Annotated in this window: 15 protein-coding genes and 1 tRNA gene; 9 read left to right on the top strand and 7 right to left on the bottom strand. The window is 71.1% G+C overall.

Features of this window, described 5'->3' with window-relative positions; all coding sequences use genetic code 11:
• Nucleotides 1–246: 246 nt before the first annotated feature.
• Nucleotides 247–759 (top strand): CAP domain-containing protein, encoded by a 513-nt coding sequence (locus tag IT40_RS15055; protein ID WP_243700163.1) that lies wholly within the window; start codon nucleotides 247–249, stop codon nucleotides 757–759.
• A 138-nt stretch (nucleotides 760–897) separates the two neighbouring features.
• On the opposite strand, the gene IT40_RS15050 is transcribed toward IT40_RS15055, so the two are convergent.
• Genes IT40_RS15050 through tsaD form a run of 5 tightly spaced genes read right to left on the bottom strand, consistent with a single transcriptional unit; the run spans nucleotide 898 to nucleotide 5,450 of the window.
• On the bottom strand, nucleotides 898–2,700 hold the full coding sequence (locus tag IT40_RS15050; protein ID WP_036756765.1) for an ABC transporter transmembrane domain-containing protein: 1,803 nt from the start codon (nucleotides 2,698–2,700) through the stop codon (nucleotides 898–900).
• A gap of 41 nt (nucleotides 2,701–2,741) precedes the next feature.
• Entirely contained in the window at nucleotides 2,742–3,167 is a 426-nt protein-coding gene (locus tag IT40_RS15045; protein ID WP_036756762.1) for an EVE domain-containing protein, read from the bottom strand.
• Nucleotides 3,167–3,439, bottom strand: coding sequence for a YciI family protein (locus IT40_RS15040; protein WP_036756789.1), 273 nt, complete (start codon nucleotides 3,437–3,439; stop codon nucleotides 3,167–3,169). Before IT40_RS15040 ends, IT40_RS15045 begins: the two co-directional genes overlap by 1 nt.
• The gene (locus tag IT40_RS15035) at nucleotides 3,439–4,383 is read right to left on the bottom strand and encodes an NAD(P)H-dependent glycerol-3-phosphate dehydrogenase (protein ID WP_036756759.1); all 945 of its coding nucleotides are present in this window, start codon (nucleotides 4,381–4,383) and stop codon (nucleotides 3,439–3,441) included. Before IT40_RS15035 ends, IT40_RS15040 begins: the two co-directional genes overlap by 1 nt.
• A complete protein-coding gene (tsaD, locus tag IT40_RS15030; protein WP_036756756.1) occupies nucleotides 4,380–5,450 on the bottom strand; it encodes a tRNA (adenosine(37)-N6)-threonylcarbamoyltransferase complex transferase subunit TsaD in 1,071 nt (356 codons plus the stop codon). Before tsaD ends, IT40_RS15035 begins: the two co-directional genes overlap by 4 nt.
• Before the next feature lie 64 nt (nucleotides 5,451–5,514).
• Between tsaD and IT40_RS15025 the strand changes: the two genes are divergently transcribed.
• The 6 genes from IT40_RS15025 (at nucleotide 5,515) to IT40_RS15000 (ending at nucleotide 12,862) form a co-directional block, all read left to right on the top strand.
• Nucleotides 5,515–6,189, top strand: a complete 675-nt coding sequence (locus IT40_RS15025) for a uroporphyrinogen-III synthase (protein ID WP_036756754.1) — start codon at nucleotides 5,515–5,517, stop codon at nucleotides 6,187–6,189.
• A gap of 128 nt (nucleotides 6,190–6,317) precedes the next feature.
• Nucleotides 6,318–7,784 (top strand): COG4223 family protein, encoded by a 1,467-nt coding sequence (locus IT40_RS15020; RefSeq protein WP_036756749.1) that lies wholly within the window; start codon nucleotides 6,318–6,320, stop codon nucleotides 7,782–7,784.
• A 10-nt stretch (nucleotides 7,785–7,794) separates the two neighbouring features.
• Nucleotides 7,795–9,537 carry a heme biosynthesis protein HemY gene (locus IT40_RS15015; protein WP_036756746.1) on the top strand — a complete coding sequence of 581 codons (1,743 nt, stop codon included), beginning with the start codon at nucleotides 7,795–7,797 and terminating at the stop codon, nucleotides 9,535–9,537.
• 52 nt (nucleotides 9,538–9,589) lie between these two features.
• Nucleotides 9,590–9,665, top strand: a tRNA-Thr gene (locus tag IT40_RS15010).
• Between the two features lie 211 nt (nucleotides 9,666–9,876).
• Entirely contained in the window at nucleotides 9,877–11,358 is a 1,482-nt protein-coding gene (locus IT40_RS30095) for a hypothetical protein (protein WP_243700164.1), read from the top strand.
• Nucleotides 11,359–11,551: 193 nt separating this feature from the next.
• Nucleotides 11,552–12,862: an MFS transporter gene (locus IT40_RS15000; RefSeq protein WP_036756742.1), complete on the top strand. Its 1,311-nt coding sequence runs from the start codon at nucleotides 11,552–11,554 to the stop codon at nucleotides 12,860–12,862.
• Here the strand turns inward: IT40_RS15000 and IT40_RS14995 are convergent.
• Nucleotides 12,859–14,241 carry a coniferyl aldehyde dehydrogenase gene (locus tag IT40_RS14995; RefSeq protein ID WP_036756739.1) on the bottom strand — a complete coding sequence of 461 codons (1,383 nt, stop codon included), beginning with the start codon at nucleotides 14,239–14,241 and terminating at the stop codon, nucleotides 12,859–12,861. The genes IT40_RS15000 and IT40_RS14995 overlap by 4 nt on opposite strands.
• Before the next feature lie 204 nt (nucleotides 14,242–14,445).
• On the opposite strand from IT40_RS14995, the gene IT40_RS14990 reads away from it, so the two are divergent.
• Nucleotides 14,446–15,051, top strand: coding sequence for a DUF6778 family protein (locus IT40_RS14990; RefSeq protein ID WP_036756736.1), 606 nt, complete (start codon nucleotides 14,446–14,448; stop codon nucleotides 15,049–15,051).
• A 71-nt stretch (nucleotides 15,052–15,122) separates the two neighbouring features.
• Entirely contained in the window at nucleotides 15,123–16,223 is a 1,101-nt protein-coding gene (gene zapE / locus IT40_RS14985) for a cell division protein ZapE (RefSeq protein WP_036756733.1), read from the top strand.
• Here zapE and pdxR read toward each other — a convergent pair whose 3' ends face one another.
• Entirely contained in the window at nucleotides 16,224–17,711 is a 1,488-nt protein-coding gene (gene pdxR, locus IT40_RS14980) for a MocR-like pyridoxine biosynthesis transcription factor PdxR (protein ID WP_036756731.1), read from the bottom strand.
• Nucleotides 17,712–17,734 lie beyond the last annotated feature (23 nt).

Here is a 17,734-nt window from a genome sequence, read left to right as displayed (position 1 = left end):
GGCCTGGGCGGGTGCTTCCTGCGCCTCGGCCTCGGATCCGAAAAGCGATTTGCCGGCGTCCTTCACGAAATCCCAGATAGCCATGATCTCTCCTTTCAGGCGGTGTCTGGGGCGGCAACGATTCGCCGAAAGCGGCGGTTCCAGACAAATTTCAGCAATCGGAGGTTGAGGAATGCCCGCCCGATCCCTAATTTTCGCAGGTCTTAGGGGATAGAGAAGTTGAACAAATCCTGCAAATCACTGATCTTGGCGTCTTTTCTTGGCCTGGTGGCGCTGCCCGCCCTGGCCGAGGACGGGGTGCGAATCTCGACGAAGTCCGTTGCGGGGGATGCGGCCCGTCCGGGAACCGTCACCTGCTTCCAGACCTCGATGCGCGAAAATGAGGCAGCGGTCCGCGCCACCAATGCCACGCGCCAGGCGCGCGGCCTGGCGCCGCTGCGATCGAACCGCGACCTGGCCGAGGCCGCGGCGCGCCATGCCTGCGACATGGCCAAGCGCGGGGTGATGTCGCATCAGGGCAGCAAGACCAAGGGGCCGATGCAGCGGCTAAAGAAGGAAGGCTACCGCCCCAGCATCGCGGCCGAGAACATCGCCGCCGGCCCCTGGGGACAGGACCGCGTGCTGGTGGAATGGGCGCGTTCCAGCGGGCACCTGGCCAATATCCTGATCCCGCAGACCCGCCATTACGGCATCGGCAAGGCGCTGGGGGCGGATGGCAAGACCGTCTTCTGGGCAGCGGTCTATAGCGCGCCGCGCTGAGCACCGGCACGCTGAGGCCCTTCGCGGCGTCCTGCGTCCCCGAGGCACCTGCCGGGGCGGGGTCGCGTCGTCCGTTGCCTGTTCAGGGCGGCCCGCAGTCGGGGCCGGGCCGCGATTCCTGCTCGCGCCCGCCGCCCGTCAGGCGACGCCTTCCGCCGCTTCCATGGCGCCTTCGGTGAATTGCAGCCGCGCCAGCCGGGCGTAGAGGCCGCCCTGCGCCACCAGTTCCTCGTGCCGGCCCTGGGCCACGATGCGGCCATGGTCGAAGACGACGATGCGGTCGGCCTTCTTTACCGTGGCCAGCCGGTGCGCGATGATGATCGTGGTGCGGGTGCGCGCCAGCTCGTCTACCGCATGCTGCACCAGCCGCTCGGATTCGGCGTCCAGCGCCGAGGTCGCCTCGTCCAGAAGCAGGATCGGCGCGTCGCGCAGGATGGCGCGGGCGATGGCGATGCGCTGCTTCTGCCCGCCCGACAGCATCACGCCGCGCTCGCCGACGAAACTGTCATAGCCTTCGGGCAGCAGGTTCAGGAACTCGTCGGCATGGGCGGCGCGGGCGGCGGCCTCGACCTCGGCATCCGAGGCATCGGGCCGGCCGAAGCGGATGTTCTCGCGCGCGGTGGCGGCAAAGATGACCGGATCCTGCGGCACCAGCGCGATGGCCTGGCGGAAATCGCCCCGCGCCATGTCGCGCAGGTCGATGCCGTCGATGCGCACCGCCCCGGAATCGGGGTCCCAGAAGCGTAGCAGCAGCTGGATCACCGTGGTCTTGCCGGCGCCCGAAGGCCCGACCAGCGCCACCGTCTCGCCGGGGCGGATGTCCAGCGTGACCCCCTCCAGCGCCGAGCGGTCGGGGCGCGAGGGATAGTGGAAGGTCACGTCGTCAAGCCGGATCGCCCCCCTGACCGGCCGGGGCAGGGCCAGGGGCTGGGGCGGATCGGCCAGCATGTCCTGCGCGGACAGCAGTTCCGTCAGCCGCTCGGTCGCGCCGGCGGCGCGCTGCAATTCGCCCCAGATCTCGGACAGTGCGCCCACGGCGCCGGCGACCAGCACGGCGTAGATGACGAACTGCACCAGCTCGCCCACGGTCATGATCTCCAGCCGCACGTCGCGGGCGCCGATCCACAGCACCCCCAGCACGCCCGAGAAGATCAGGAAGATGACGATCACCGTCATCACCGTTCGCGTCCTGACCCGGTTCAGCGCCGAATCATAGGACCGCTCGGTCACGTCGTCGAAGCGCGCCCGCGTCGGCCCCTCTTGCGTGAAGGCCTGCACGGTCTGCGCCGAAAGCAGGCTTTCCGAGGCCGCGCCCGAGGACAGCGCGATCCAGTCCTGGTTCTCGCGCGACAGCTTGCGCAGCCGCCGGCCCAGCACGACGATGGGCACCACGACCAGCGGCACCAGCAGCAGCACCAGCCCCGACAGCTTGGCCGAGGTCCAGACCAGCATCACCATGCCGCCGACCAGGATCAGGAAATTGCGCAGCGCGATCGAGACGGAAGAGCCGATCACCGACTGGATCAGCGTGGTGTCGGTGGTGATGCGGCTGATGATCTCGCCGGTCAGCACGCGCTCGTAGAAGGCCGGGCTCATGGCGATGACGCGGCTGAACACGGCCTTGCGGATGTCGGCCACCACCCGCTCGCCCAGCCGGGTGACGAGGTAGTAGCGCATCCCCGTCCCCAGCGCGAGCAGCGCCACGATGGCCAGCGCCGCGCCGAAATACTGGTCCAGCAGATGTGCGCCGGCGTCGAACCCGTCCACCACCCGACGCACCGCCAGCGGCAGGACCAGGCTGATCGCCGCCGTCACCGCCAGCGCGACCAGCGCCGCGGCCAGCAGCCCGCGATAGGGGTGCAGGAAGGGCCAGAGCGCCCGCAGCGCGCCGATGCGTTTCGTCGTCGGCCGATCCACGATGGGTTTGGGTCCGCGTGCCATATGTCCTCCCTGGGTGGCCGGATGGCTGCCTGATGGCGCGTTCACAGCGGCTCGCTGCCGCCGGCCAGCTCCAGAATGATCTCCCATTCCGCATCCGAGACCGGCTGCACCGAGAGGCGCGAATTATTGACCAGCACCATGTCCTTCAGCCGCGGCTCGGCCTTGGCCTCGTCCAGCGAGATCGGGCGCTTGATGCGGGCGACGGCGCGGACATCGACGCATTCCCATTTCGGGTCGGCGGCGGTCGTGTCGGGATGCGCCTCGGCCACCACCTCGCAGATGCCGACGATCTCCTTGCCGATGTTCGAGTGATAGAAGAAGCCGCGCTCGCCCTTCTTCATGGCACGCATGTTGTTGCGGGCCTGGTAGTTGCGCACGCCGTCCCATTGCTCGCCCGTCTCGCCCCTGGCGATCAGGTCGTCGAAGCTGAAGACGTCCGGCTCGGATTTGAACAGCCAATGCGCCATCAGCCGATTACCTTCTTCCACTCGATCACCTCGACCGAGGCGAACAGTCCGGCCGCGTTGTAGGGATCCTGCGCCGTCCATTCCTTGACCTCTGTCAAGCCGTCGCCCTCGACCACCAGCAGCGAGCCGCAGGGCTGGCCGTTCTCGATCAGGGGGCCGGCCAGCTTGACGCCGGGCTGCGCATCCAGGAAGGCCAGGTGGCTTTCGCGAGTGTCGAGACGGGTTTGCAGCTTGCCGGGATGGTCGCGGCAGATGACGGCGAAAAGGGGCATCATTCCTCCTTGAGCGGGCGGTTGAGCAGAAAATCCAGCGCATGTTCCATGGCGATGCTGCCTTGGGCAAGCCCCGCGACCAGATTCGAGATCGGCATCTCGATCCCCAGCCTTTCGGCCAGCCGGGTGACGGCGCGGGCGGTGGCGGCGCCCTCGACCGTGGTGCCGGCGGCGAAGTCGCGCCCCGTCCCCAGCGCCAGCCCATAGCGGAAGTTGCGCGATTGTTCCGAGGTGCAGGTCAGCACCAGGTCGCCCAGGCCCGACAGGCCCGGCAGCGTCTCGGGCCGGGCGCCGAGCGCGGTGGCCAGGCGCAGCATCTCGGCAAAGCCGCGCGTCACGATGCTGGCGCGCGCGCTGTCGCCATAGCCCGCGCCGATGGCGGCGCCGGCGGCGATGGCGATGATGTTCTTCAGCGCCCCGCCTAGCTCCGCCCCGGTGACGTCGGTGGTGCGGTAAAGCCGCAGCGTGGCGGTCGAGAGCCGGCGTTGCAGCGCCTCGGCCGTGCCGGCATCGGCGCAGGCGAGCGTCAGCGCCGTGGGCAGGCCGCGGGCGATGTCGGCGGCAAAGCTGGGGCCGGTCAGCACCGCCACCCGCGCCTGCGGACAGGCGGCGGCGATCAGCGCCGAGGGGCCGGTCAGCGTGGCCAGGTCGATGCCCTTGGCGCAGCTGACCAGGTTGCGGCGGTCGAAGCGTGCGCCATGCTCGGCCAGGAACCCGCCCAGCACCTGCGCCGGCAGGGCCAGCAGCACGGTCTCGGCCGCGATCTCGTCCAGCCGGTCGGTGACGTGCAGCGCCGGCGGCAGGGTCACGCCGGGCAGGCGCGGGTTCTCGCGCGCCTCGGCCCAGCCGATGTCGCGCCCCCACAGCGTGACTGGGCCCTTGCTGGCCAGCGAAACCGCCAGCGCCGTGCCGAAGGCGCCCGCGCCGATGATCGCCACGCTCATGCCTTGGCCCCCCGCTTGCCGGCGCCCAGCATCGGCGCGGCGCCCTGGTCCAGCGGCCAGCGCGGGCGCGCGGCCAGCTCCATCCCGTCGCGCCGGCCGGCCTGGTAGGCCTCGATCCCGGCCCAGGCGATCATCGCGGCATTGTCGGTGCAAAGCCGCAGCGGCGGCGCCAGGAAGGTCGCGCCGGCCTCGGCCGCGACCCGCTGCAAGGCTGCGCGCAGGGATTCGTTGGCCGCGACGCCGCCGGCCACCGCCAGCACCGGGGCGGGGGCCAGCGCCAGGGCGCGGCGGGTCTTTTCGGCCAGCACCTCGGCCACCGCCGCCTGGAAGCCGGCGCAAAGATCGGCGCGGTCCTGTTCGTGCAAGCCCCCTTGCGCCGCCACCAGCGCGTCACGCTGGCGCAGCACGGCGGTCTTGAGCCCGGAAAAGCTGAGGTCGCAGCCCGGCCGGTCCAGCAGCGGCCGGGGCAGGGCAAAGCGGCGCGGATCGCCCGCGCGCGCCGCCGCCTCGACCGCGGGACCGCCGGGCTGCGGCAGGCCTAGAAGCTTTGCCACCTTGTCGAAAGCCTCGCCCGGCGCGTCGTCGATGGTGCCGCCGAGCCGGGTGAAATCCGCCGGGCCCTCCACGCGCAAGAACTGGCAATGCCCGCCCGAGACCAGCAGCATCAGATAGGGAAAGGGAATGCCGTCGGTCAGCCGCGGCGTCAGCGCATGGCCGGCCAGGTGGTTGACGCCGACCAGCGGCAGCCCGCTGCCCGCCGCCAGCCCCTTGGCCAGCATGACGCCCGACAGCACGCCGCCGATCAGCCCCGGCCCGGCGGTGACGGCGATCCCGTCCACGTCGGACAGCCGCAGCCCGGCCTGGGCCAGCGCCTCCTCGACGCAAAGATCCAGCTTCTCGGCATGGGCGCGGGCGGCGATTTCCGGCACCACGCCGCCGAAATCGGCATGCAGCGCCGCCTGGCCGGCCACGACCGAGGCCAGGATGCTGCGGTCGTCGCGCACCACCGCCGCGGCGCTGTCGTCGCAGCTGCTTTCGATGCCCAGAAAGGTCAGTCCCATGCTCATCCTTGTTCCCGCGCCGCCAAGGGCCTAGGCAAGGGGGGAGTAGCATCTTGTCAGGCCGATTGCCATGCCGCCGAACCCCGCGCCCATCCTGCTTCTGACCCGGCCCGAGCCGGCCTCGCGGCGATTTGCCGCAGGTCTGGCGCATCTGGGGCTTGAGGTGCTGATCTCGCCCGTGCTGCGCATCCGGCCGGTCGCGCATGATGCCGCGCGGCTGGCGGCGGCGCGGGGGCTGGTCTTTACCTCGGTCAATGCCGTGCCGGCGGCGGGGGCGGGGCGCGGGCGGCCGGCGATCTGCGTCGGCCCGGCCACGGCCGAGGCGGCGCGGGCGGCGGGCTTCGACGTGACCGAGGGCCCCGGCGACGCGGCGCGGATGCTGCCGCTGCTCAAGGGGCTGGGGCAGGGCTGGCTGCATCCGCATGGCGCCCATGTCGCCAAGGAACTGCCGGTGCCGGACATGGTGGTCTATGACCAATTGCCCGAACCGCTGAACGCGGCGGCGCTGGCGGCGCTGGCGGGGGCCAGGCCGGTGATCCTGCCGCTGTTCTCGCCCCGCTCGGCGCGGCTTTTGTCCGGCCAGGCGGCGGGTGCGCGCGCGCCCCTGTGGCTGGCGCCAATCAGCGCCGCGGCGCAGCAGGCCTGGCAGGGCCCGGCTGCGCGCAGCGTGCCGGCGCCCACCCCGGATGCCGAAGGGGTGCTTTGCGCCGTCGAGCGCTTGCTGGCCACGGAACAATCCATATGAGGGCGGGTTGAGGCGCCACGCACCGCCGACTAGACTGCCTGCGGGAGCCAATCATGATTGCGGGCGGAAGGGGCGGATCTTGCCCCGTGGCAGCCGGGCCGCGATGCGAAAGGGAACGGGGAAGAATTGTGAAGAAGCCAGAAACCAATTCCAGCGAGAACAAGGCAAGCCCCGGAAAAGACGGCAAGAAGAAGGCGGTTTCCGGCTCGGTCATCGACAGCCGCCCGGTCAGCGCCGGTGAGGGCGCCCCGGCGGCACGGCCCGAGCCCAAGCCGCAGGTCGAATCAAGGCTGGTCGGCACCGGCACCGGCCCTGAAGCCGCCGCGCCCAAGCGCGATGCCGGCAAGACGGCGGTCGAATCGAAGCCCGCCCCCTCCCAGCCCGCCGCCGAGGTGAAGCAGGGCGGCGTGCCGCCCGTCGCCAAACCCGAGGCCGCGCCCGCGCAGCCCCAGCCGGCCAAGGTCGAGACCCGCGTGGTCGAGGTGCGCAAGGCCGGCTTCATGCCGACCTTCCTGGGCGGCGTCGTCGCCGCCGGCCTGGGTGCCGCCGCGGCCTGGTGGGCGATCCCGCATCTGCCGCCGGCCTGGCAGCCGCTGGGCGCCGATCTCGCCCCGACCGAGGCGCAGATCGCCGCCGCCCGCGAGGCTGCCGTCGAGGCGGCGCGCGAAGAGATCCAGACCCAGGCCGAGGCCTTTGCCAACCGCGCCTCGGAGGCGGGTGCGGATGCGGCGCGGCAGGCCCTGGCCGATACCGAGGCGCAGGGCGGCGACGCCGAGGCGTTGCAGGCGCAGCAGGAAAAGCTGGCCGCGCTGGAAAAGGCCGTGGCCGATCTGGCCGCGCGGCCCGTGGTGGCGCCCGTGGTCTCGGGCGAGAACAGCGACGGGCTGCAGCAGGTGCTGAACGAGCTGACCGCGCGGCTGGCGGCGCAGCAAGGCCGCATCGACGCGCTGGCCGCGCGCCCTGACGCGCAGGCGGCGACCGGGCAGGTCCAGGAACTGGCCGCACAGGCCGAGGCGCTGCAAGCCCGCATCGCCGCCGCGGCGGACGAGGCCGAAAAGCGCATCGCCGCCGCCCAGGCGCAGGCATCCGCATTGCAGGAGACGGCCGAGGCGGCAAACCGCCGCGCCCAGGCCGCCACCGCCGCCGCCGCGCTGCAAGCCGCGATCGAGACCGGGGGCGCCCGCGACCAGGCGCTGGCCGATCTGCGCGCCGCCGGGGTCGAGCCGCCGGCCGCGCTGACCGGCGAGGTTCCGACGCTGGCCCAGCTGCGCAGCGGCTTTCCCGCCGCCGCGCGCGAGGCGCTGGCCGCCGCCCGCCAGGAGGCGCCGCAGGACGGCGCGCTGGGGGCCATCGGGAACTTCCTGCGCGTGCAGACCGGCGCCCGCTCGGTCGAGCCGCGCGAGGGCAGCGATCCCGACGCCATCCTGTCGCGTGCCGATGCCGCGGTGAATGCCGGCGACATCAAGGGCGCGCTGGCCGAAATCGCCGCCCTGCCGCAATCCGGCCAGGCGGCGATGGCCGGCTGGACTGCCGCGGCCCAGGCCTGGGTCGAAGCCAATGCCGCGCTGGCCGCCCTGGCCGCGGGCAGCATGTAAGGGGCGCGCCATGCTGCTTTCGGCACTGAAAATCCTGATCTTCTTCGCCATCGTGCTGGTGCTGACGCTGGGCGCGATGCAGCTTTCGGAAACCGGCCAGGGCCTGAGCATGGTCTATGGCGGCACCGAATACACGCTGGGGCCGGTGCAGCTTGTCATCGCGGCGCTGGTCGTCGTGCTGCTGGGCTGGATCACCGTGCGCCTGCTGGGGCTGCTTCTGGCCTTCATGCGCTTCCTTCTGGGCGACGAGACGGCGATCAACCGCTATTTCGCCCGCTCGCGCGAGCGCAAGGGCTACGACGCGCTGTCCGAGGGCATGCTGGCCGTCGCCTCGGGCGAGGGCAGGCTGGCCCAGGACAAGGCCGCGAAGGCGGCCAAGCTTCTCGACAAGCCGCATGTCACCGACCTTCTGGCCGCGCAGGCCGCCGAGGTCGCGGGCGACCGCCGCAAGGCCGCCGAGGTGTATCGCCGCCTGCTCTCGGACGAGCGGACGCGCTTTGTCGGCATCCGCGGGCTGATGCGGCAGAAATTGGACGAAGGCGACACCGCCACCGCCTTGAAGCTGGCCGAGAAAGCCTATGCGCTGAAGCCCAAGCATACCGAGTTGCAGGACACGCTGCTGCAATTGCAGACCCGCGAGGGCGACTGGAAGGGTGCGCGCGCCGTGCTCAAGGACAAGCGCCAGCAGGGCCAGCTGCCCAAGGACGTGCATGTCCGCCGCGACGCGGTCCTGGCGTTGAAGGAGGCTTCCGAGGTGCTGGCGCATGGCAATTCCATCAGCGCCCGCGAGGCGGCGATTTCCGCCAACCGCGCCAGCCCCGACCTGATCCCGGCCGCCGTTCTGGCCGCGCGCAGCTACATCGCGCAGAACGATCCCCGCAACGCCAGCCGGGTGCTGCAAAAGACCTGGAGCGTGCGCCCGCATCCTTCGGTCGCCGCGACCTATGCCGAGATCGTGCCGGACGAAAAGCCGGCCGCGCGGCTGCGCCGCTTCGAGGATCTGATGCGGCAGAACCCCGAGCACGAGGAAACCCGGCTGCTGCGCGCCGAGCTGCTGCTGGCGGCCGAGGATTTCCCCGGCGCCCGCCGCGCGCTCGGCGACCTGGCCGAGAAGCATCCGACGGTGCGCTCGCTGTCGATCCTGGCCGCCGTCGAGCGGGGCGAGGGCTCGGACGACGCGGTGGTGCGCGGCATCCTGGCGCGGGCGCTGGTCGCCAGCCGCGGCCCGCAATGGGTCTGCGACAAATGCCACAACGTCATGGCGGACTGGTCGCCGACCTGCGACAGCTGCGGCGGCTTCGACACGCTGACCTGGCGCGAGCCGGACACCCCCGCCTGGGGCGCCACCGCTTCGAACGGGGTCGAGATGCTGCCGCTGCTGGTCGGCACCGCGCATGGCGAGGGGGCGACCGGGGTGGCCACGCCGGCCGCGCCCCCTGCCTCCACCTCCGGCACGGTGGGTTCGCAGCCCGAGCCGCGCAAGCCGGACGAGGACGCGGGTCCGGTCGAGATCGCCGATGTCTCGCCCGGCATGGTGCCGCGCGAATCGGATTATCGCCGCGTCTCTCCGGCCGTGGCCGGGTCCGAGCCGGCGATGACCGTCACCGACCCCGAGCCGGTGGTGGCCGCGCCCGCAGCACCCCAGCCGGCGCCCCGGCCGGTGCCTGGCGGCGAGGGCGATCTGCTGCCCGTGCGCCCCGATGTCGAGCCGATCGACCGGGAAGAAGTGAAGATTGCGGGGAAAAATCGCTGATCCCCCCTTTTCGCCCGCGCCGGAACCTGCTATCCGGCGCGGCACATGAGAGGCCGGTGTAGCTCAGCTGGTAGAGCACGTCATTCGTAATGATGGGGTCGGGGGTTCGAGTCCCTTCACCGGCACCAGAAACCCCAGAGAAATCGACGCATTGCGCTGATTTCTCTGGGGTTTTTGCGTTTCCGCCCTGCGGCCGGCCCGTTTTGCCGGCCTGATCCCCTGACAGCGGCCGTTGCAGCCGGCCTTGGCGCAACGGCTTTTCCCCTCCCCGATAATGCGGCGCCATTCGGATGAGGAGAGGGTGAGATGCCGAACAAAGCCACAGTCAGGGGCGTTCTGATGGACGCGACGCTTGCGCCGATCGCGGCGGGCAAGATCGTCGCGACGCTTCAGGGCTCGGACATATTCGACGGCGGGCTGCGGGTGGTGACGCAGAAGGTCGAGGCGACGACGGATGCGCAGGGCGGCTGGTCGCTGGATCTGATCGTGAACGGCGAGGGCGAGCGGGCGGGCACGACCTGGACCATCGAGGGCTACAACCACTATGTCGCCAAGGTGTTCGAGGTGAAATCGCTGTTCCTGGCCTCGGCGCTGGAGACGACGCTGGGCGAACTGGAGCGGACCAGCGCGCAGAACCTGCGGGCCGCGCGCGAGGGCAATGTGGCGCGGCTGATCACGGTTTCGGACCATGACCGCTACCTCGCCCTGCCCGAAAGCCAGCGCCGCCCAAACGACCTGCTGGTCCTGGACGGGCGGGACGCGCCGCCGGTGATCCATGGCACCATCGAGGGCAGCCTGTTCCAGGGGGTGCAGCAGATCTATCTGGGCGGCGAGCCGGCGGCCTTGCTGGACGCGAGCGGCGCCGTGCTGATCGGGGCGCAACCCCCCGAGCCCGCGGTGGCCCCGATGATCACCCGCCAGCCCGCGCTGCTGCCCGAAAGGGCTGGGCTGGGCGACAGCATCACCCTGGACCTGGGCGCGGCCGAGGGCGCGCCGCCGCCGGCCGCGGCATGGGATCTGACGCTGGGCGACAGCTCGATTCGCGACCAGGTTGACCCGGACCATCTGAGCATGGAACTGTCCGAGCCCGGCGAATATGCGCTGGCGGTCAACTGGAGCAATGCCTCGGGCACGGCCGTCGCCGCCCCGGCGCTGCTGACGGTCGCCGAACCGGGGGCGCCGGGCCTGGATTACGCGCGGGCGGCGGGGTATTTCCACGCCGGTTCCGCGTTTTCCGGCACGGCCGATGCCGTCTCGGGGCTGGTGAACGGCGGCAATGGCGGCTGGGATCTGGCGCGGGTCGGCTCGGAGCAGGCCATTGCCATGACGCCCGCGGGCATCCGCTTCGACGGCGGCGGCTTCCTGCAGGCTTCGGGGATCTCGACCAGCGGCATCGGCGGGATGTTCATCGTCCTGCGCCTGGCGATCGAGCATCACAACTCCGGGGTGGCGCAGCTTTTCGCGACCAATCCCGCCGGCGGCCCCGTCTCGATCACCAGCAACAAGGGCAAGCTGCAGGCCTATTACCACGACGGGGAAACCTCGCGCGTGGTCAATCTCGGGGGGGCGCCCGCCACGCCCGAGGCCTTCGTGGTGGGGATCGAGATCGACAATGCGGCGCAGATGGTGCGTGCCTATACGCGGGGGGGAAGCATCGCGACCTTCAGCGTGCCGGGCATTCCGGGCGTGGAATACGCAACCGTCGCCATCGGCCAGAGGCTGCATGGCACGGTGATGCGCGCGGCGCTGTTCGGCCGCCCGGCGGGCGGCAGCTTTGCCGCCAGCTTTGAGCAGGTGATCGAGGATTTTCTGTCCGCCTGACGGTCCCGCGGCCCCGTCCGCCCCGCCAGAGGTCGCCCCGCCGGGGCGGCCTTTTTTCATGCCCGCTTTTCATGCCTGCGTCGTCCGCCCCGCATCGCCTTGCGCAAAACCGCTTGTCGGCGGGCGTTTTCCTGTGGGACATGGCGGTGATCGCCGCAAGACCGCGGCGCAGGCGTCAAGGCGGAGAAGACCCATGAACCTGACCATCGACGAGGCCCTGACCCAGGGTGGCGCGGGCCGTTTCCAGCAGCGGCTACTGGGCATCTTCGGCCTGGTCTGGGCGGCGGATGCGATGCAGGTCATCGCCATCGGCTTCACCGCCGCCTCGATCGCGGCCAGTTTCGGGCTGACCGTGCCGCAGGCCCTGCAGACCGGCACGCTGTTCTTCCTGGGCATGTTCGCGGGCGCAACGCTGTTCGGGCGCATCGCCGACCGGATCGGGCGGCGCAATGTGCTGCTCTTGACGGTGGGCTGCGATGCGGTCTTCGGCCTGGCCTCGGTCTTTGCGCCGGACATCTGGTCGCTGATGCTGCTGCGCTTCCTGACCGGCATGGCGGTGGGCGGCACGCTGCCGGTCGATTACGCCATGATGGCCGAGTTCCTGCCGCCCAGGAACCGCGGCCGCTGGCTGGTCTGGCTCGAGGGGTTCTGGGCCGTCGGCACCATCGCCATCGCCCTGACCGCCTGGATCGCGCATCTGGCCGGCGCGGCCGAGCCCTGGCGCTGGATCTTTGCCGTCGCCGCGCTGCCGGCGTTGATCGGCATCTGGCTGCGGCTCTGGGTGCCGGAATCGCCGATGTATCTGCTGCGCAAGGGCGACGAGCCCGGTGCGCGCGCGGTCGTGGACCGGGTGCTGACCGCGAACGGCGCCCGCGCGCTGCCGCAGGGCACCCGCCTGACCGCGCCGCCCGTCACCGCCGAGGCGCGGCTGTTCGGCCCCGAGCTGCGCAACCGCAGCCTGGGCATCTTTGCCGCCTGGTTCCTGGTCTCGCTGTCCTATTACGGCGTCTTCGTCTGGCTGCCGGCGGAGCTGGCCAAGGGCGGCTTCGGCTTCGTGCGCGGCTATGGCTTCCTGGTGCTGATGGCGCTGGCGCAGTTGCCCGGCTATGCGCTGGCGGCGCATGGCGTGGAAAGCTGGGGCAGGAAGCCCACCTTGCAGGTCTTCCTGCTGCTCAGCGCGGCGGGCTGTTTCCTGTTCACCGTCGCAGGCAGCCCCTGGCTGGTCGCCGCCTCGCTGCTGCTGATGAGCTTTGCGCTGCTGGGCACCTGGGGGGCGCTTTACGCCTTCACCCCAGAGCTTTACCCGACCGGCCTGCGCGGCACCGGCATGGGCACGGCCAGCGCGGTGGCACGGGTGGGCGGGCTGCTGGCGCCCTCGCTCATGGGCTATGTCGTGGCGCGTGGCTTCGGCGTCGCCATCGGCGTCTTTGCCGCGCTGCTGCTCCTGGCCGCCATCGGCACGCTGTTCATCCGGGCCGAGACCCGCAACCAGTCCATCGTCTAGAGCCGCAGCATCCAGCGCATCAGCATGCGAAACCGCGCGCCATAGGGCGGCGCCAGCAGCCCGGCGCCGTTCGGCCGCGCCTGCCGGAACACCGGCATCAGGTGCGACAGGCGGTCGAACCCCGCCTTGCCGTGCCAGGCGCCCATGCCGCTGGCGCCGATGCCGCCAAAGGGCAGGCCGGGCTGGGCGACGTGCATCAGCGTGTCGTTCACCGTCACCCCGCCCGCCGCGACGGTCCCCAGCAGCAGCGCCAGCGTCTCGTCGTCCTGGGTGAAGGGATAGAAGGCCAGCGGGCGCGGCCGGGCCAGGATGTGGTCCACCGCCTCGCGCAGCCTGTCATAGGGGACCAGCGGCAGGATGGGGCCGAAGATCTCCTGCTCGGCCAGCGGGCCTTGCGCATCGGTCACGATCAGCGGCGGCATCAGCCGGCTGGCGGGATCGGGGGCCGCGTCGCTTAGCGGGTGCAGGGCGGCGCCGGCGTCGCGGGCCTGCGCGATCCAGTCGTCCAGGCGCCGGAACTGCGCGTCGTTGATGATGCGGCTGTAATCGACATTCCCCTCCAGCCGAGGATAGTGCCGGGCGACCCAGGCGCGGGCCTCGGCGATGAACGGCTCGATCCCGGCGCGCGGCAGCAGCACGTAATCGGGTGCGATGCAGGTCTGGCCGGCGTTCAGCAGCTTGCCGGTCATGATCCGGTCCACCGCATGGGCCAGCGGCGCATCGGGCGCGACCAGGGCCGGGGACTTGCCGCCCAGCTCCAGCGTGACCGGGGTCAGGTTCGCCGCAGCCGCCTGCATCACCTGCCGCCCGATGCGGCCCGAGCCGGTGAACAACAGATGGTCGAAGGGCAGGGCGGCGAACTCGGCCGCGACCTCGGGCCCGCCGGTCACGACCGCCAGCACATCCGCGTCGAAATGCCGCGCCGCCGCCTCGGCGAAGGCCTCGGCAAAGCCGGGGGCATGTTCGGACAGCTTGAGCATGACCCGGTTGCCGGCCGCCAGCGCATCAGTCAGCGGCCCGATGCTGAGAAACAGCGGATAGTTCCACGGCACCACGATCCCCACCACGCCCAGCGGCCGCGGCTGGACCCATGAGCGCGCGGGCCAGAACCACAGCCCGGTCCGCGCCGGGCGGCGGCGCATCCAGCCGCGGCCGTGGCGCAGCGCGTGGCGGATGCCGGCGCGCGCCGGAAAGACCTCGGCCAGGTCGGTCTCGGCCTGGGGGCGCTGGCCGAAATCGCGGGCGAGGGCCTGGCCGAGGCGGCGGCGGTTCTCGTCCAGCATCTGCCGCAGGGCGCGCAGCCTTGCCGCACGCAGGGGCCAGTCGGGACAGGGTTCGGCGCGGGCGGCGGCCTGTATGGAATCGAATCTCTTGCGCATTGGAAAACCAGGACTATCCTTCCATCGGTTTGCGGGATTGTTCCCGCGACCTAAGGGCGGCGCAAGCCGGCCTGTTTGCGAAAGGCGCTTTTCTGATCCATCCGATTTTCCAGGCCACGATCATGCCCAAAGACCCTGGCGCAATTTCAGCGGCCGGCCTGTCGCCGGCCTTCCATTCATTCGATTTTAACGAGGAACCACCCCATGTTGAAACCTGCGCTTCTGGCGCTTGGCCTGGCCCTTGGGCTCTCGGGCTGCGCCAGCACCTGGGAAACCGCCTACGAACAGCTTGATCCGGCGCAGACCGCCGGCTGGCGCCTTGCCGCGGTCGAGGTCGCGGTGCCGGACGAGCTGACCACCTCCGAGGCAAACAGCTACATGCCCAATGCCGACATCGTCTGGCATGGCGAGCCGGCGGGCGACCGGCGCGCCCAGGTGGCCGCCATCCTGGAGGAAGGCATCGAACGGGGCGCCGCCGGGCTGAAGGGCAAGACGGGCGTGCGCATCGTCGCCACCCTCGTGCGTTTCCACGCCATCACCCCGGTGGTGCGCCAGCGGTTGCAGAACTCGGGCGTCCACAACATCCACTATACCGTGCAGGTCTTCGACGCCCGCAGCGGGGCCGTGCTGAGCCAGCCGCAACTGGTCAAGGCCGAGTTTCCCGCCCTCGTCGGCCGGGCCGGGGACGAGGCCGATGCCAAGGGCCTGACCCAGCGGGTGCAGATCGTGAACCAGATCGCCGCGGTGACGCAGAACTGGCTGGGCCGCGGCACCGATCCGCGCGGCAGTTTCCAGCGCCGCGGGCGCTGAACCCGACGAAATTCATGGGAATTGCCGGGCCGGCCCTTGCGGGCCGGTCCTTTCTTTGGCAGGGGGCGGATATGGCAAGCGTATCCGAACTCTACGAGGCCCGCGTGGCGGCGGGGCGGCTGGAACCCGACGCGGCGCAGCGCGGCGTCCTGCCGGTGCTGGACCGGCTGGTGCGGGAATTGGCCGCAGCCCCGGCGCCCGCGCCGCAGAAGAACGGCTGGCTCGCGCGGTTGCGGGGCGCGGCCCCCGCGCCTGCGCCGGCGGTGCGGGGCCTTTACCTGTGGGGCGGCGTCGGCCGCGGCAAGTCGATGCTGATGGACCTGGTGATGGAGGCGGCGCCGGTCGCCGCCAAGCGCCGGGTGCATTTCCACGAATTCATGCAAGAGATCCAGGGCGCGCTGGAGGGCGTGCGCAAGACCGGCCAGCAGGACGCGGTCCGCCCGGTCGCCAAGGCGGTGGCGCAGCAGGCGCGGCTGCTGTGTTTCGACGAGATGCAGATCACCGACATCGCCGATGCGATGATCGTCGGCCGGCTGTTCCAGGTGCTGTTCGAAGAGGGCGTGACCGTCGTCACCACCTCGAACCGGGTGCCCGAGGATCTTTACAAGAACGGCCTCAACCGCCAGCTTTTCCTGCCCTTCATCGCCCTGATTCGCGAACGGCTGGAAGTGGTCGAGCTGGCCAGCGCCACCGATCACCGCCAGAACCGCGACGAGGGCGGGCAGGTCTGGTTCATCCCCGCCGATGCGGCGGCGCGGGCGCAGATGGATGCGCTGTGGCAGGCGGAAACCGGCGGCGCGGCGGCCGCGCCCCTGCTGCTCGAGATCAAGGGCCGCAAGGTCGAGATCCCGCGGCATGTCGGCCGCATCGGCCGCGCGGGCTTCTGGGATCTTTGCGGCAAGCCCCTGGGCCCGGCCGATTACCTGGCCATGGCCGAGGCGCTGGACCTGCTCTTCATCGACGCCATCCCCCGCCTTGGCCAATCGAACTACAACGAGGCCAAGCGCTTCGTCACCCTGATCGATGCGCTTTACGAGGCCAGGGTCCGGCTGATCGCCAGCGCCGCCGACGAGCCCGAACAGCTTTACGCCGAGGGCGAGGGCGCCTTCGAGTTCGAACGCACCGCCAGCCGGCTGCGCGAGATGCGCGACGCCGATTGGGGCCGGGGCTAGCTAACTCTCGGGCGGCGGCGCTCCCTGGTCCTGCTCTTGCAGGGCCTCGGCGATGCGGCGGATGCCTTCGGGAATGCGCTCGGCCGAGATCGAGGAATAGGCGAGGCGAAAGAAGCCCCGCCCCCGCGCCGGCTGGGCAAAGAAGGCCGCGCCGCCCTCGATCAGCACGCCGCGCGCCTTGAGCCGGAGTGCAAGCGCCGAGGAATCCACCCCCTCGGGCGTCGCCAGCCAGAAGCTGGAGCCCCCGGTCGCCTCGGGCGAGGCGAGCCGCAGCCCCTCGCGCGCGATGGCGGCCAGCATCACCTCGCGCCGCCGGGCATAGGCGCGGCGCATCCGATTCGCTTGCGCGTCGTAATGGCCTAGCGACAGGAAATGCGCCAGCGTGCGCTGCATATGGCCGGGCGGGTGGCGCAGCACCATGCCGCGCAGGGCGCGGGCCTCGGCGATGACGCGCGGATCGGCCACGACATAGCCCAACCGCACGCCGGGAAACACCGATTTCGAGAAGGAGCCGATATAGATCACCGCCCCCGCCCGGTCGATGGCCTTGAGCGCGGGCGAGGGCGCGCCGGCAAAGGACATCTCGAATTCGTAGTCGTCCTCGACCACGGCGAAGCCTTGCGCCTGGGCGCGGGCCAGCAGTTCCTTGCGCCGGGCCAGCGGCATGGTGGAATTGGTCGGGCACTGGTGGCTGGCGGTGGTGAAGACCGCCGCGACGCCGGGCGGGATGGCATCGGGGGGCAGGCCGCGCGCATCGACGGGAACCGGCAGGATGCGTGCGCGGCTGGCCAGCAGGATTTCGCGCTGGCCGGGATAGGAGGGGTCTTCGACGGCGCAGGAGGCGCCGGGGCGCAGCAGCACCTGCGCCACCAGCCACAGCGCGTTCTGCGCCCCCATCGTCAGCAGGATCTCGTCGCGCCCGGCGCTGATGCCGCGGCGGGGCAGGATCTGGCGGGCGATATGGTCGACCAGCTCCGGGTCGTCGGCGTCGTAGAGATCGCCGGTCAGGCTGTCGAACTCGCGCCGGCCAAGCGCGCGCATGGCGCAGTCGCGCCAGGCGGCGTGATCGACCAGCGCCGGATCGGCCTGGCCGTAGACGAAGGGATAGGCAAAGCGGCGCCAGTCGCGTTCGCGATCCGTGCGCTGGGCGCGGGCAAAGCGGCCCTCGATCTGGCTGTCCCAGTCGAAGCGCGGCGTCGCCGGGGCGGGGGCCTCGGCCTCCAGCCGCCGCTCGATGCTGTCCGAGATGTAATGGCCCGAGCGGTCGCGGCTGGCCAGGTAGTCGGTCGAGACCAACTCGGCGAAAGCCTGCGCCACCGTCACCCGCGCCACGCCCAGGTGCCGGGCCAGCGCGCGGGTCGAGGGCAGCTTCTCGCCCGCGCGAAAGCGGCCGGCCGTCACCGCGGCGATGATCTGGCGCCGCAGCTGGACCTGAAGCGGCAGGCCGGCGGCGTGGTCCAGGAAGAAGGCGTCGGGGGGAATCGGCATGGGGTGATCCGCGGCGGCTGGCG

The organism is Paracoccus versutus (assembly GCF_000763885.1).
In the GTDB taxonomy this organism is placed as follows: domain Bacteria; phylum Pseudomonadota; class Alphaproteobacteria; order Rhodobacterales; family Rhodobacteraceae; genus Paracoccus; species Paracoccus versutus.
The sequence above is the reverse complement of the archived record's forward strand: the minus strand, read 5'-3'. Positions and strand labels throughout refer to the sequence as shown.